The 16,028-nt window shown below is 42.3% G+C and carries 8 protein-coding genes; 1 reads left to right on the top strand and 7 read right to left on the bottom strand.

Translation table 11 applies throughout. The features are described from left to right. Positions 1 to 27: 27 nt before the first annotated feature. The 4 genes from B9A52_RS15135 to B9A52_RS15120 all read right to left on the bottom strand — a co-directional run bounded on the left by B9A52_RS15135 (position 28) and on the right by B9A52_RS15120 (position 5,872). Entirely contained in the window at positions 28 to 285 is a 258-nt protein-coding gene (locus B9A52_RS15135; RefSeq protein ID WP_084121245.1) for a YtxH domain-containing protein, read from the bottom strand. A gap of 803 nt (positions 286 to 1,088) precedes the next feature. Next, positions 1,089 to 3,845: a M14 family zinc carboxypeptidase gene (locus B9A52_RS15130; RefSeq protein WP_084121244.1), complete on the bottom strand. Its 2,757-nt coding sequence runs from the start codon at positions 3,843 to 3,845 to the stop codon at positions 1,089 to 1,091. Between the two features lie 128 nt (positions 3,846 to 3,973). Next, the gene (locus tag B9A52_RS15125; protein WP_084121243.1) at positions 3,974 to 4,405 is read right to left on the bottom strand and encodes a rhodanese-like domain-containing protein; all 432 of its coding nucleotides are present in this window, start codon (positions 4,403 to 4,405) and stop codon (positions 3,974 to 3,976) included. 312 nt (positions 4,406 to 4,717) lie between these two features. After that, entirely contained in the window at positions 4,718 to 5,872 is a 1,155-nt protein-coding gene (locus B9A52_RS15120; protein WP_231955249.1) for an aminotransferase class V-fold PLP-dependent enzyme, read from the bottom strand. Positions 5,873 to 6,116: 244 nt separating this feature from the next. Here B9A52_RS15120 and B9A52_RS15115 point away from each other — a divergent pair, with 244 nt between their 5' ends. After that, positions 6,117 to 9,959 carry a PVC-type heme-binding CxxCH protein gene (locus tag B9A52_RS15115; RefSeq protein WP_084121242.1) on the top strand — a complete coding sequence of 1,281 codons (3,843 nt, stop codon included), beginning with the start codon at positions 6,117 to 6,119 and terminating at the stop codon, positions 9,957 to 9,959. A 99-nt stretch (positions 9,960 to 10,058) separates the two neighbouring features. Here B9A52_RS15115 and B9A52_RS15110 read toward each other — a convergent pair whose 3' ends face one another. The 3 genes from B9A52_RS15110 to B9A52_RS15100 form a co-directional block, all read right to left on the bottom strand. Next, a complete protein-coding gene (locus tag B9A52_RS15110; RefSeq protein WP_084121241.1) occupies positions 10,059 to 11,270 on the bottom strand; it encodes an alpha/beta hydrolase family protein in 1,212 nt (403 codons plus the stop codon). Between the two features lie 185 nt (positions 11,271 to 11,455). Beyond that, the gene (locus B9A52_RS15105; RefSeq protein ID WP_084121240.1) at positions 11,456 to 13,879 is read right to left on the bottom strand and encodes a TonB-dependent receptor plug domain-containing protein; all 2,424 of its coding nucleotides are present in this window, start codon (positions 13,877 to 13,879) and stop codon (positions 11,456 to 11,458) included. Between the two features lie 81 nt (positions 13,880 to 13,960). Further along, complete coding sequence (locus B9A52_RS15100) at positions 13,961 to 15,622, bottom strand: sulfatase family protein (protein WP_084123544.1); 1,662 nt, start codon at positions 15,620 to 15,622, stop codon at positions 13,961 to 13,963. Positions 15,623 to 16,028 lie beyond the last annotated feature (406 nt).

The following is a 16,028-nucleotide window of genomic DNA, read 5'->3' as shown; positions in this document are numbered from 1 at the left end:
CTCCCTTCTTTCCATTAATGTGTAATTTTACTTCGTCACCTTATCCACTTCTGCCTTGGCTTTTTTGGCCAATTTATCGACCTCATCACTGACGTCAGATACTTTTTTGGTTAAAGTATCGAAGAAGGTGTTTAGTTTACCGGTCACATCATCAAGATATTCACCGCTTTTTTTGGAAATTTTCTTTCTTGTCACTTCACCCTTTTCAGGTGCTACCAATATGCCGATTTGTACGCCTATAGCGGCGCCAACTAATGCTCCTAAAATAAATTTTGTCGAACTCATAGATCTAGTTTTTTATAGTTTGAAAATATTAATAAAATATTTATTGAATACTTTAAATCAATCAATAATCAATCCAAAATAAACAATAAACTCATATTTAGTAACGAAAATGAATTTTTGTTGTTGTCAGGATTTGGGATTCATGGTAAATTATCCCTAAATCAACCCAAAATTCAAACCCTTGTTCCAAGATTCTTCCCAAACATCCATTCCCTGACTTAATTCTTCCTCCCTGCCAATGGGAGTGTCTCAACTCACATCCTTTAGTCTCCGCAATTCTTCAAAAAGTTCCTGATAAATTGCCTCATATCCCTATTCGTTAGAATGCCGTTAAATTTTTCATTCAACTCACCACAAAGCTTTAATCCTCAAAAACCTCAATATTATTCTTCCAAACTCCTGCATTAAACCCTATTCAGGGTTTTGCCCAAATCCAAATCTCCCTTTATCCTCCGGGTTTTCACCCGGGGCAAATAACCTAAAGGTATTCAATCCCTATCGGGATTTCCTCCAGCACATCCAATACCGATACGAGTGTCCCCTCACCCCTCGCCAATGTGAGTGTCCCCACTCACATCCCGCATCCCGGAGTCTTAAGTCTCAGCTCTCGCTTCTCCCCTCTTGTTGTCTCTCGCCACTCATCTCTCGTTCTCAAACTCTTGGTACTTGGTACTTAGTACTTCGTACATCCACCCCACCCCGTCGCCAATGTGAGTATCCCCCCTCACATCCCGCATCCCTGAGTCTCACCTCTCGCTTCTCCCCTCTTGGTACTTTGTACTTTCTACTTCGTACATCCACCCTCACCTCAACCTATCCCAATTGATAATCGCATTCCATACCATAGGGGCATCATGATGGTTGAGATAGCGGTGAAGGGGATCAAAGGTGAAGGCAAGTACATTTCCTTTTCCAACGGGCACATTGAAGACGGCCCCATGACCAACAATCTCCTGTTCGTTTCGGACCATACCGGATACCACATAAGGTTTAGCCTTTTCCTCTTTTTTCTCTTCTTTGTCCACTTTTGCTTTTTCAGGCATTCCCATAATGTGACCCTCATAAGGAACCTCATCTTTCAGCGGTTTGCTTCCATATTGTACCAACATCAAGTTTCTATTGTATTTATTGGTCTGTAATAGTGGACCATTCCCGCGGAAAAGGGTAAATTCCTCTGGGAATCCATACAATACCGGATGACCTGATTTTCTGGCTTTGGCACGGATGATTGAACCAGGATGGAATAAACTTCCAGCACTGACAGGAGACAATTCAGGGGTAAGTCCAGACTCGGCAACAATACTGCTGGTATTGTCAAAACTGATCAAAAGACCGCCTTCTTCCACAAACTTTCTCAGATTATCCATGCCCAAATAACCGGGCCCACCGGTCATATCATTTGTAGAAGCAGGCATTCCGTGGGATTGGAATTCTGCTGTTTTGGTAAATGGCATTGGACCGAATTTTTTATCGACTCCATTGACAAAATTCTTCAGATTACCCCTAGTCCGTGGGAGGATGATCACATCAAATTTGGATTTAAGATTCCCGGCTTTCAGCACATCTTTGTCGATGGAAGTATAGGGTATTTTTCTCTGGTCAAAAGTATACCTTGACCAACCTTCATCCTGCGTATTGTACCAAGTGTGGTAAATGGCCACCTTGGGAAGGGAGACTGTTTGCTGATCGGATTCTTGAATAGTAGCGGAAGTGCCTTTTAAGTCCAAGCCAAATTCAGAGGCAAATGAACTGGCTTGGTTTTTATTGATTTTTTTCAAAACCAAAGAACCCGGAAAAAGGGTGTCACTTCCCACAATTGTCTGCTTGGACAACAATGATATCTCAGCATTTTTATTCTGAGACTTCAGCCAATATAAGGCCGGTAAAACTGTATTCTGGGCATGATAGGGTAAAATATAGGTCCCTCCATCTCCTGAAACCTTACCGGAATATTTTGGTGCCTCAGTGAGCATTTTCAAAGAAGATACTTCAAAATGAATGCTGTCCTTTGCTTCTACCTCCACACCATACAGGTAAGGCAAAGTCCATGCAATGGCATCATAGGGTGGGAATTTGGCGTCTTTGGGATAATCCTGCGCGGTCATCAGGGAAACCAACAGATTTCTGTAAGGCTGTTCTGTCAAAACCACATAATGCTCCTCTGATTCATGGACTTCAATCCCCTGTACCAATAATTGCCCTGCCAGATAAGCAGCCATAACTGGATCTTTTTGGTTTTTAGCAATCGTAAAGGCCTTGGGTCCCTCTTTCTTACCCTTTTCAACACTGTTATATCCTTTTTTGTAATAATTGGTCAACAACAATTTGGCATTGTTGGCAGCATAGGAAAGTGAGGCTATCACCCCAACTTGGGTATAGTTGATGTTGTTTCTAAAAGACCAATTGACAAGAGGTGTTGCCGGGTCAGGTCTGTACCATTCTTTGGAGGTCGCCAAGTCTCCGGCATATCTTGCAGTGGACAGATCACGCAAATAAGTATCCGCACCGGAATTGCCATAAGTTTCATAAAATCGTCCATTGGAATTGTGGTTGTTGGCTACCCAGATTCCATATCCTGGCCACCAACCATCATAGAATGCCCAGGTAAATGCACCCGGCATTCCTTCTGAAGCGACTGCAGCCACATCATGGTTGCCCATCACCTGCCACTCACTTTGGGTAATCGGATCCACATAATCATTGTATGGGCCTGTGCCAGTGGATATGTACAGCAAGGGAACTGACTCATGCAGGTCAAGCATCACTGTGGGGTGAAACTCGAAAAATCCCTTGAATATGGATTTGGTGATTTCCTGTGAAACCTGCAATCCATCTCGGTTATTGTCATGAAAAACGTACTTCGCCCAATACGGTGGTGAACGGGGAAAGCCATCATCTATAAACTCCCTTCCTTTGGTATATCGGTAATACCAATCTACCTGCTTGTCCAGGCCATCAGGTTCCATAATCGGATTGATGACTGTAATGATATTGTCCGTTATTTGCTTGATATCAGGTGCTGAGGATGTTGCCAATCTATAGGCCAGTTCCATCAGCATTTCCGGGGAACCCATTTCAGTAGCATGCATGCCACCTGATACATAATACACTGGCTTGCTGTCCAAAATAATCCTCTCAGCTTGTTCTGGGTTTGTTTTTCTTGAGTCCGACAATTTTGCCAATTGGTCTTTGTAATGATCCAATTTGGCCATGGTTTCCTCATTTGCAATCACCACCACATAAAAAGGCCGGCCTTCTTCTGTTTTTCCCATTTCCTGCATATGGACCATGGGAGAAGTTTGGGCAAGTTTTTGGTAGTAGCCATATATTTCAGAGGAACGGTGGACATGTCCTTCCGCCCCGATGATATGACCAAAATGTTTAAGCGGTGAAGGGATGGTAGGATGGTCTACTACATCCAATAATGACTTGGGCAAAAAGCGCTCGTCTGTGGTGAATTCCCTTATTTTTTGGTTGTAAGCTTGGTCAATTTGCTGGGCTGTAAGTTCAGTGCATACCAATAGCATCAGCATTGCCATCAAATAATATATTTTCCTCATGTTGGTTGGTTTTGATTGAGGTTAAAAAGCTACAAAAATTTGATCGGATTTAAAGCAAGGATTTATTTAGGTGGCTATCTAAAGAGAAAAACCTCGTAAAACAGTTTTTTTTGAAAAAAAAGAGGCAACTACCTAACAGGTCTATCGATGGGAAATCTATTGGTCTGCCATTCAATAATTCCACCCCTCAAATTGTAAACCCTATCAAATCCATTGCTTTGCAGAATTTTGGCAGCCATCATACTCCTTACTCCTGAAGTGCAATAAACGTAAATCTCTTTTTCCTTGGGTAATGATTTAATTTTCTCAGAAAAAGCAGGGTCATAAATATCAATGATTTGTGTTTCAGGGATAACTCCTTGTGCGACCTCTTCTTTTGTCCTGACATCTAGTACAATTCCCTTTCCGGATTCCATCAAGTTTTTGAAAGTAACGGCATCAATGGTTTTGATAAACCCATCTTGGTTTTCCGGTCCAACCTGATCGGTTTGCTCTTGGTTTTTGGCGTTGCATGAAAGAACAAGCAGCAAAATGAGAAAGTAGGGAATGGTGAATTTCATAAGCTTCAAATTACTTTTTATTTTACTAAGGGATATATCATCATATGGGTAAAATTAAATTATCTATAGAAGGGTATTTGTACCTTTTGGCCTGTCAGGTAGGCAGGCACAATATTTATTTCGTACCTAAAGGCACGAAAGCCTTTCATATTCAAACTCTTTCTACCAATATTTGGTCCCTAAAGGGACAGTAAAATCAATATATTTTAACCGGTCTTCCTTTCCTAGAATCTGAAAGGTTATTAAATCGGTATGCTATTCCCCAATTTGGATTTTAAACTGACAAAGTGAGATTAGGTAACTTATTTCTTTTTAATTTTTCAGCAAAGTATCCAAAACTTCAATAATCGCATCAATATCCTCTTTGGTATTGTAAAGATGAAGGGAAATTCTAATTGCCTTGCCCCTAGTCGAAACAAAGATTTTCCTCTCCTGTAATTTATGCAACAAAACTTTTTGGTCTAAATGCGCTGGTAATAAAATACCAAAAAGGTGCTTTGCCCTATATTGATCTTCCTCAACCCAAAACCCATTGGCTTTTAAAAACTTGATCAAAGGTTGAGATAACTGATCGCAATAAGATTGAATTTTGGCCGGATCCCATTTCAGTATCTGTTCAATGGCTACATTCAACATGGGCAATAGGGTGAAATTGCTGAATTCTCCCACATTATACCTTCCTGCCCCTGCTACATAATCATCTACATAATTGGTCAATGATGAAAAATTTTGGGCATTGCTACGGGTCATCCAAGATTCCTCTAGGGGCGTACCATCATTGAAAAACCTGGAATAATAAGCCAATCCTATGGAATAAGGCCCCATGAGCCATTTATATCCGGCACAAACCAATGCGTCAATCTGAAAGGAAGCCACATCTACTGGCAAGGCACCTACAGATTGGGTACCGTCAATAATAAACAGTGCTTTATGAGCTTTACATTTTTCACCGATTGCTTTCAGGTCATACATCGTACCATCCGTCCAATGAACAGAAGACATCAATACAACTGCCGTCTCATCATTGATATGCTCTATAATTTGCCCGTTCCATTCCTGCCCACGGGAAATCATTGATTCCGGGGCTTTGATGACTTTTAATTGCTTATCATTATCCTGACACCATTTCTCAATGGCGTAATATCCACTTGGAAACTCCTCAGAAACCACCAAAGCTGTAGAACCATTGTCTTTTGGAAGATTATTAATGGCTGAAGTCAACCCATAGGAGGCTGAAGGGATAATAGCAACTTGTTCAGCTGGGCAATTGACCAATTTTCCGAAATTTTCCCGCAGTTTTTCTGCCTCAGAAAAAAAATCTGTAGGTAAAATCTGGGTTGGATTCCTTTTTTTGATCAAGGCGGCTATACCCGCTTCTTCGACACTGCGGAGCAAAGGCGACATATAAGCACCATTCAAGTAGTGGATATCCTCCGGAAGTTGGAAAAGTTCTTTCTGGTTTTTCACTTTAATTTGGGTTGGTCGGTTATAGGACTGCAAACTACTGTATGCATATCAATCGGCAAAATTAAATATTTGATACCTGAATTAATCAAATTTCGATTATAATAGAAATTGAAAGACTTTTTTTTATAAAATTCGACCATGCTAGAAATTAATTTCATGGTTTCGTTAAATTCAAATCATAATGAAATTAATTAATGGATTAACCTGAAATCAAGATTCTCTCCACCCAAGAAACATCCCCAAAATGAATCAGTCAAACCTCCTTACCCGCTTATTACTTTCAGGTATCCTATTTTTACTTTTTTGCTGTTCAGGAAAGCAATCAGGGGTCTCAGAAAATGAAATTCAAATACAGGGACCTACTTTTTTGTCCCTGATTCATAATGAAAGTGAGGGGACCATTTCCATTCATAGAAAGGGAGAAAATGAACCCATTTTGGTACAGAATGCCAAGGAGGGTTTCAGGCCATACATTCATCCGATTATAGCACCCGATGGCAAAGGTGTTTTGACGGAATACAGTCCGGGACACCACAAACATCAGACTGGTCTGTATTGGGGATTGACAAGGGTCAATGGTCGGGATTATTTTCATAACCCTCAGGAAGATTTTTGGAAAAAGGTTGCCCTGAATGTGATAGAGACAGAAGGCGATGAAGTAAAATGGCAGACAGTTTATCAATTACTGGACGAGAAGGGCGAACCCATTATGCTCGAAACCCAAAATTGGTCTATGAGGGAGGAGGGTGGAAAATACTTTTTGGATTTGGAATGGAAAGGAGAAGCGATTGAAGCGATCACTATAGGCAAATACGACTATGGGAGCTTATTTATCAGAATGCCCTGGAAAGAGGGAATCAAAGGAGAGATAGTAAATGCTGCCCGTCAGAAAAACGAAAATGCTGAAGGACAACCATCCATGTGGGCCAATGTCGGCATGCAGGTTGATGGACGTGATGACTTTGCCAACATTGCAGTTTTTGACCATCCCGAAAACAGGGGATATCCCAACAAATGGCGGGTAGATGGGCAATTGGGTTTGGGACCAGCTTTTACCAAAGACGGGGATTGGATGATAGAAAAAGGGAAATCTGAAACCATCAAACTCCAGCTGATGGTGTATACCGGGGAAGTCAATGACATCAAATTGACAGAGGCTTGGGGAGAATTTTCCGGAAGAAAGGGGATGTACAACACCACCGAACTTTGGGGACTTGCCCAGAGAGAAGGCAGGGATGCGAAATTTTTAAACCCACAGGAAGCAGTGGAAGCGATGACCATCAAACCCGGCTATCAGGTCAACGTATGGGCTTCCGAACCGATGATGACGCAGCCTATGGCATTTTGTTGGGACGACCGGGGAAGGCTTTGGATTGCGGAAAACAAAGATTATGAGTCAAGAGGCCATGGATTTTCCAATTCAGGGGACAGCAGGATTTTGATTTTGGAGGATACCAATGGCGATGGAGTTGCTGACAGCAAAAAGGTTTTTATGGAAGGTCTGGCATTTCCTGCAGCGATTGCTGTTGGTTTTGATGGACTTTACGTGGGTGCACCGCCGAACCTTCTTTTTGTCCCTGACAAAAACCAGGATGACAAAGCGGATTTGGAAGATATTGAGATTTTGCTCACCGGTTGGGGTATCCGTGACAGGCATGAAACCCTGAACAGCCTGCATTGGGGTCCGGATGGTTGGCTTTATGGGTTACAGGGATTTGCGACGCCTTCCAAAATCAGAAAACCGAACGGTGATGCCAAACTCTATTTCCACAAAGACCCTTTTCCAGAGGATTTATTGGATAAGGATGGTGTGGATATTAATGGAGGTGTTTGGCGCTACCACCCTGTCAAGGAAAGGTTTGAAGTGGTGGCCCATGGTTTCAGCAATCCTTGGGGGATAGATTACGATGCTAAAGGCCAACTCCTGATGACTGCCTGTGTCATCCCCCACCTTTGGCATGTGATTCCGGGAGGAATTTACCACCGTCAAGGTGGACAGCATTTCAATCCTTATGTGTATGAAGATATCAAGACCATTACTGACCACAGCCACCGTTCTGCCCATGGCGGCGCAAGGGTCTATCAATCGGATGCATTTCCTGAAGAAGAACAAGGCAGGATTTTCATGGCCAATATCCATGAACATGCAGTACTTTCAGATATTCTAATTCCAAAAGGTTCAGGCTATCAAGGGAAGCATGGCGATGATTTTTTGTTGGCCAACAATGCCCAATGGGTAGGTTTCAGTATGGAAATCGGGCCGGATGGGGGATTATATGTGCTGGATTGGCATGATGCGGATATCTGCGGCCAGGAAGTCCTGAATGAGGAAACAGGAAGGATTTTCAGAATCATGCCCGAAAAATCATTGGCCCTCGATTTTGAAGGAAGGTATGCTGATCTGAATAAAATGTCGGACAAACAGTTGATTTCCCTTCAGACCAATAAAAGTGATTGGCACGCGAGAAGGGCAAGAGGTATTTTACATAAAAGGGCTGTCAAGGGAGATTTGGAAGAAAACTCTATTAAAGGACTAAAGACAATCTACCAAAATGACAAAAATCCGGATTGGAGGTTAAGGGCCATGTGGTCTTTGCATTTGATTGGAGGGTTTAATGAAAATGAATTGCTCAATGCGCTGTCGGATAAAGACCCTCATATCAGGGCTTGGGCCATACAATTGCATTGTGAAGACCTTAACCCCTCTTCTACAGCTTTGGCTAAATTCAGGAAAATGGCAGATGAGGATACTTCTCCTGTAGTCAGGTTATACCTTGCCACGGCACTGCAAAGAATTCCCTCTAAAGACAGGTTATTGATTGCCTCCAACCTGCTTCACCATTCCGAAGATGCCAATGACCATAACCTGCCTAAAATCATCTGGTACGGAATTGAATCTCTGATCACTGAAAACCCTGATAATTTCCTGGAACTTTCCACGCAATCAAAAATTCCTTTTGTCACACAAAATATTGCTCGGAGAGCAGTGGATGGGGATGAAATCGAAAAATTGGTCGCATTTATCGGTAAAGGTGGACCGAATACAGAACTGCTGATGTCGGGTATGTTGAGCGGTATGGAAGGCAGGACTGACCTGAAAATCCCGTCGAATTGGAAGATAGTGGCAGAGAAAATGCAGAAATCAGGTGGGCAGAAGGCCGCGCTTGCCTTGGAAATTTCAAGTCTCTTTGGAGATACGGAAGCTACCCAACGGGCATTTGCGATCCTCAAAGATAAAAAGCAACCTCTCGACCAAAGACAAAAAGCACTGCAGACACTTGCCGCACAACAAAGGACAGGCCTGATTGCAGAATTGCCGGGATTGATCGAGGAACCTGCTATGAGGAAAGACGCCATTCGTTCCATTGCCGCTTTTGACAATGAGAATTTGGGGAGGTTATTGATAGAGAAGTATCCGACCTTTGACGCTGAAGAAAAACAGGTTGCCATGCAGACCCTTTCCTCCCGATCGAGATATGGCAATATGCTCACCCGGGAAATCAAGGATAAAAGAATAACCAAAGCTGAAGTCCCTGTCAGTGTTGCGAGGCAATTGCTCCGGGTAGTCGGAAGTGGATTTATAGAGGTTTGGGGTCCTATTGAACAGGTGCCCAATGACCAAGCTGCTTATGATAAGTACAGGAAAATTCTCCAACCATCGGCATTAGCCACGGCAAATATCAAATCGGGAAAAATGGTCTTTAACCAAGTATGCGGCAGTTGTCACAAGATGTTCGGGGAAGGCGGCGAAATGGGACCTGACCTGACGGGTTCCAATCGTTCGGATGTGGAGTATATCTTGCTCAACGTGATAGAACCCAGTGCCGAAATCCAGGATGACTATAAGATGGTCGTGATCAATACCCGCGATGGCAGGACTTATTCCGGAAATGTTATCGGAGAAAATCAAAGGCAGATTACACTCCGGGTAGTAGGCCAAGAACCCGTCATCATCAACAAATCCAGCATACAGTCCAAGGATGTCACCGAAGTTTCCATGATGCCCCCGGGCTTGTTCGAAAACCTCACCGAAAAAGAAATCGTGGATTTGATGGGGTATTTGAGGACGATGAAAAGGGTGGATTGAGTTTTTGGGATATTGGGACTTTAATAGAACGCTGATGAAGCTGATTGGACTGATCCACGCAGATAAAAAAATCAGTGAAAATCTGTTAAATCAGTGTCATCAGCGTGCCAATAAAAACTCCTTTTCCACAAAATCCATAAACCTTTCCCAATCATAAAGCGTCAGATTGTGTTTGCCTTCACGGAGGTGGTAGCCTACTGATTTTGTATGGATAGTCCTTTGGTGATTTTCAAAAATTTCCGGAAGATCAACCTTGATTCCATAGATTTCAGAATAGACTCTCGAACCCAATTTTAGTGACAAGAACTCTCCTTTTGGATCGGCCCATTGGTCTTCTATGGCTGAGGCAATGTAAATAGACCTTGGGGCAATACAGGCTGCCAAAAGATGTTGGTCAATTGGCAAGGCATCTTCATTATCATTGTAGGCCTTGAAATTATCGTTAAACCAATAGGGAAAACTGGTATTGATGCGCTTCACCGTTTCGCCGAATCTCCTTCGTGATAATGCCGCACCCCCGCAACCGGATTCATTGGAAATGACCACTGCCCATCTTTTGTCATTGGCCCCGGCCCATAAAGCTGCTTTGCCGCCCCTTGAATGGCCGACTATCGCAGCCCTTTTATGATCAATAGCATTTTCACTTTCAAAATAATCCATTGCCCGCATAGCTCCCCAAGCCCAAGCTGCCAAGCCACGCATTCCTCCGGAATTTTTCAATTCCTCAGGATAAAGTGACTCCAATATTCCATTTGTAAATCTTTCTTTGTCATCAGGCGAAACATCCACCACATCAAAAATTGCCGCTGCATATCCCTTTTCCACAATTTGTGCTATTGGAAAAAACCGATCTTCTTTATCATCAAGTAAGGCTTGCACATTTCTATGGCTGATCAAAAGAAACACCGGATGAGGCCCTTTTCCTTCAAGAGGTAAAAAGACAAACAATTTTATGGCCTGAGCTTTTCCGTTTCTGGTAACTCTGATTGTCACATTTTTTTTCATTGCCACCTCTTTGTAAAGATGATCGGAATCTGTCGAAACATTGAAATGTATCTCATCAAAATCCCTCGGAATACCACCATAGACATTTTCAGCAAATAGCCGAATCAATTCCGGTCTCCTGATGCTTTCCCATTCATCCACAGTTTTTATAATTTCACCTTTGGCACTGACAAAAGGATCAGGCAAAACCAAATCAGGAACTTTGGATTCATCATAGTTGAATTGTTCTTGGGCAAAAAGGTTTGGGGAGAATATAATCCCTACCAGAATATTCAGAAGGTAAATGGATTTAATCAGGTTTTTCATATTGAGGGTGTTTGTGGAATTTAGGAAGTTAAGGTAAATTCTCAAAATCTTTCATCTTACTTTGTCATGTCAATATTTGAGGATCTAAACCTGATAGGTTTTTACAGCTCAGAATGTGATTTTAACCTTTGCTGAACAATAAACCTGTCAGGTTTCACATCTTTAATAATTATGACAAAGAGGGCTTAATTCACCTCAAAATAATACACCTCACTGATAGGCTGACCATCCTTAGTAATTCCTTCGACCTGAACGCGATGACGGCCGGTGACATCACCGGTGAAGAAGCTGATTTCTCTTTTTGAATTTGGACTAAGCAAAACTAAGGGATTCCAATAAACTGTACTTCTCCTATCAGGCAGCTCATAATATTCCGTCGTTTCATACTTTGGAGAATAAAATTGCCTTATTCGGTTGAACCCTGCTGCTTGATGTACTATAATATGTTTTCCACCTTCGGGGTCAATCTCTTCCATGGTGCCCATTTCGCTGAAAAACGCAATAACTCCCCCACTGCCCCGGCCACCGTAAATACCTGTTGTACCGGGACCCTTGAGAATTTCTATCCTGTTGATATCAAATTGGTTGATCATGCTCAATGAATTTTCGGTAATGGGAACACCATCCAAAAGGTATAAAGGTGTACCCATTCCCCTGATGACAGCCCTGAATTCATTCATACCCGTTTGCATAACCTGCAATCCGGCTACCCTGCCTTGCAGCACTTCCAGGATATTGCCCGAAGTTGCTACAGGAAGTTGGTTCGTGTAAATCACTGCATCGGCAGAAGTATGCAATCTGAAGGGTTCGTAGACATCTGCCCTGCCTTCTACCACGACCTCCTGCAACAATACCTCCCCCAATTCCAAACCCCATATCCCCGTTTCAATTCCTTCCGTTGCCTGTTTGGGATTGGGTGAAAAATCCTTTGGCAAATCCGTCCAAGTCTTTCCGTTAAACAAAATGCGGTTCTCAGTGATTTTTGGGATATAGTCATTTTCAAGGATTTTGACCTCTACGTTATCACGCCTGCCCCTACTATCCACGCCTTGGATGACCACAGGAATATTCCCTTTGAAATAAAATCCCCCAAATGAAAATTCACCTTTATCATCGGTCTCTGTAAGCATAAATGTAGTGTATTTGTCTTTCAGGAATAGGGTAGCTTCTCCTTGTTCCACTGGACTGCCATTGGCCCTCTCTAACTTGCCTCTGATATTGAGATCAAGCTCATTCGAAAAACTCATCAATGGGAAATTCCCTGATAAGAGGCCATCCCAACCAAACCTTCTCCAACCTTGGGTCATCATCAAATGCCTGAGTGCTTCCTGTCTTGATTTATCTTCCGATTCAAAATAATATCCCAGCGATTCAATGTGCCCATTTATATCAGAGCTAAGCAATAGATAGGTACTGATATTTTCTTGGTATTCAGGAGTATAAGCCAATTGATCGGCTGTGACTGAAACAGAAAGATGGGACAATTCCACCTCACCCTGATACCTTATAGCAAGATTGACTTCCTCTCTGGGTTGATATTCCTGCTGGTCAGTTTCGAGAGTGACTTGGTTGGAATTTGGATGATTGACAAAGACCAATCTTTCAGCCATTGCATTACCCTCTAAATCAGTGAGAGTAAAGCGTGCCACACCAATTGGAAAATTTTTCTTGGGAATGAAAATGGTATTTGTTCCCGATGGATCAATTTCTTCTGTATAGATCAATTTTTCCCTTGCAATTCCAAAAAGCATAGCAGATTTGCTCTCCGGGATTGTAGACTGAACAGTTACCAATATGTTTTCCGGATCATTGACCTCATCCATATGAAGCACCCAACCTTGCTCTTTGATCTCAGGTAATGTAAACTCCTCGGTTTCTCCATTGTTCTTTTCCAATTTAGCAACATATTTCGTTGCTGCTTTCGGCGTAAAAACAAAGGATCCCATTCCTGCAAAATGATCCTTGAACGCAACTACCATTTTTCCCTGCTCATCATAAATAGCTCCTTCAACAGATGCTCCAAATCCATCCGAATTCAGAGCTTTGAAGGCGACCTCATAGGGAATCCCCGAAACCAAATCTCCGCCCTCAGGGAAAAACTGAAGGTCAATTGGGCTTTGGACTGGTTCTGTAGCTGTTACTGGTTTTTTAAATTGTTTGCCTAACACATAAAAATCCTTTTGGAAAAATATATCTTCTCCAAAATTTTTCATCCAATTGGTATAGCTCACCAAAGTATACTTTCCTTCCTGAAGGTCATCTCCCAGATAAAAATCCCCAAATGCCTCACCATCAGCTATGGGCAAAGTGAGCCTGTCCACCAATTGTTGATTGTGATCGATCAAATCAACATACAGCACCCCACTTTTGGTACTAGCCTCCAATTTTGCTGCATCCAGTACATAAGCCTTAAACCAAAATGTATCTCCTGCCAAATAATAAGGTTTATCATGATGCAGGTAAACTTTTTCGGGGGAATAATACACCTGATGACTCCTCAAATTGGCTTTGATTTTTTCTGTCAGATTATCAGATGGGCTGATCATGGCACCCAATTGCAAGGCGGCCAAGAACAACAACCCTATTTTCAATAATTTTATAACTTTCATCGCATTTTCTATTGAGAACTTATCTGCTTTTTATTTCCTCAAAGGAATACAGACCTCAATATATCATACGGTCAAAAGACTTTATTGATTGGGAAATTGTGAAATAGCCGATGTTTTGTAGCCTATCCTGACAGCTCTTGCGGCCACTTTTTTGCCAGCTGGAATAGGCTCATGATATAGCCGCCAATATTTACCCCCTATCTCCTCTCCTACCTGATAGGCAATGCTGGCCCCTTCGGTAGCCGAAGACATTAAAAGCTGAATTCCTAATGTCTCGAACTTGACCGGCGCGGTTTCAGGCTGCACCATTCCCGGCCACATCATGTTGACCAAATCATATTCAGGGACAAATCCCAAATCACCGATTTCCAACTGCCAGGCAGAAAGTGCATTTCTAAGTTCTTTCAGTTTGGTCTGATGCTCTGGGGAATCCGCAAGGTTATGGATTTCATAGGGATCGGAATGGAGGTCATACAATTCCTCCACAGGCTTGGTTTTCATAAAAATATAAGCCGCACCACCTGTGAGTTCACCCCTTTTGTCCATTTCTATCATGGCTTTGGTCATATCTATCTGTTCGCGGTAGGCGTTCCTATAAATCAAAGGTAACTCAGGCCGGAAATTTCTGATATAGACGTACCTCCCATCCATGACCGATCGGCTCATATCCACGGCCTCATCAAACCTGTCCGCAGAACCGAAAGCATATTGATGTGGATTTTTGGTTTTGTGAATTCCGAGAAAGGCCCTGCCATGCATATAATCCGGTGGTGCCATTCCTGCCAAGGACATGACCGTAGGGCCTAGATCCATCAGGGAAACAATGTCATCAATTTTGGTACCGCCCATCTGTCCATAGGGCATTCTCACGATCAGGGGAACATGCAACCCGGAATTGCCTACAGCTCTTTTTTGTCTCAGAAGCGGCCCTGCATGGTCTGACCAAAAGAAAATGATCGTCTTATCCAAGAGTCCCTCCTCTTCCAAGGATTTCAACAAATCCCCTACCTGCTTGTCCAATTCCATAATATTGGAATAAGCCCGGCCGACATCCTGACGTACAACAGGCAGTTCAGGAAAGTAGTTTGGAACGCTGACCTTGCTTTTGTCCGCCAACATGGGATCTTCTTTTTTCATAAAAATCCTGGACTCATGGGTGATTTCATGGTTGAATACCGCAAAGAAGGGTTGGCCTTTAGCTCTGTTTTTATAAGTGGCATCCCTTCCGATTTCATCCCAAGCAGTGATGGGGGAATTGAACTGGTAATCTGTTTTGGCATTATTGGAAGTGTAATAGCCTGCTGCCCTGAGGTATTCGGTAAAACATTTGACAAAGGGAGGCGGGACAGTGGCATATTCAGGCACATTTCTGCCCTTGATATCCTTCTGACCATAATAATCCTTGTAGGTTTCATTCTCGGGTTCGCGGAAAGCATAGTGCGGGCCCGTCCGCATATTGTGTGAACCAATACTCACCGGATACATCCCCGTAATGATACTGCTGCGACTTGGGGCACAAACACCCACTGTGGAATAGGCATGGGTATAGGTAATACCTTCTTTGGAAAGCCGGTCGATATTGGGTGTTTTGATGCTATTATCCCCATAAGCTTCCAACATAGGCCCGATATCTTCCACGGATATCCAAAGGATATTGGGTTTGTCCAAGGTTTGGGAAAAAGAGATTTGGAAGAAAATGATAAAAGGGAGGCTGAAAAGAAATAGTTTTTTTTGGAAGGTCATGGGTCTGTGATTTTTTGATTTGCTTAAGTTGGGAAAAAATGGGGAAGAAGGCAAGGTGGTGGGGACTAGTAACAAAAAACAATCAAACTTTATACGTAAAAAGAATATTTATTTCAGAACCTGAGTTTCTTTAAAGACATTTTTGAACTAGTCAATGAAACCATCAACATTCAATATATATAGTAAAATAAAATGGCAAATAAGTATATTTTTGAGATGATAAAGGGAACTAAAGTTAAATAAGATAAAAAAGTTTGGTTGGCAAATTATGAAGGGTATTACTTTACAGAATTTGGTAAACTAGCTCTAAGATATTTAAAAATCTTAATGAAGAAAATTAGCAAATTCAATTGTTTCTAACTTTATGGAAGAGATTTACACAATCTCTAAATTGATCTTAACTAAA

It is taken from the genome of Aquiflexum balticum DSM 16537 (assembly GCF_900176595.1).
GTDB lineage: Bacteria > Bacteroidota > Bacteroidia > Cytophagales > Cyclobacteriaceae > Aquiflexum > Aquiflexum balticum.
This window is presented reverse-complemented; position numbering and strand designations above follow the sequence as displayed.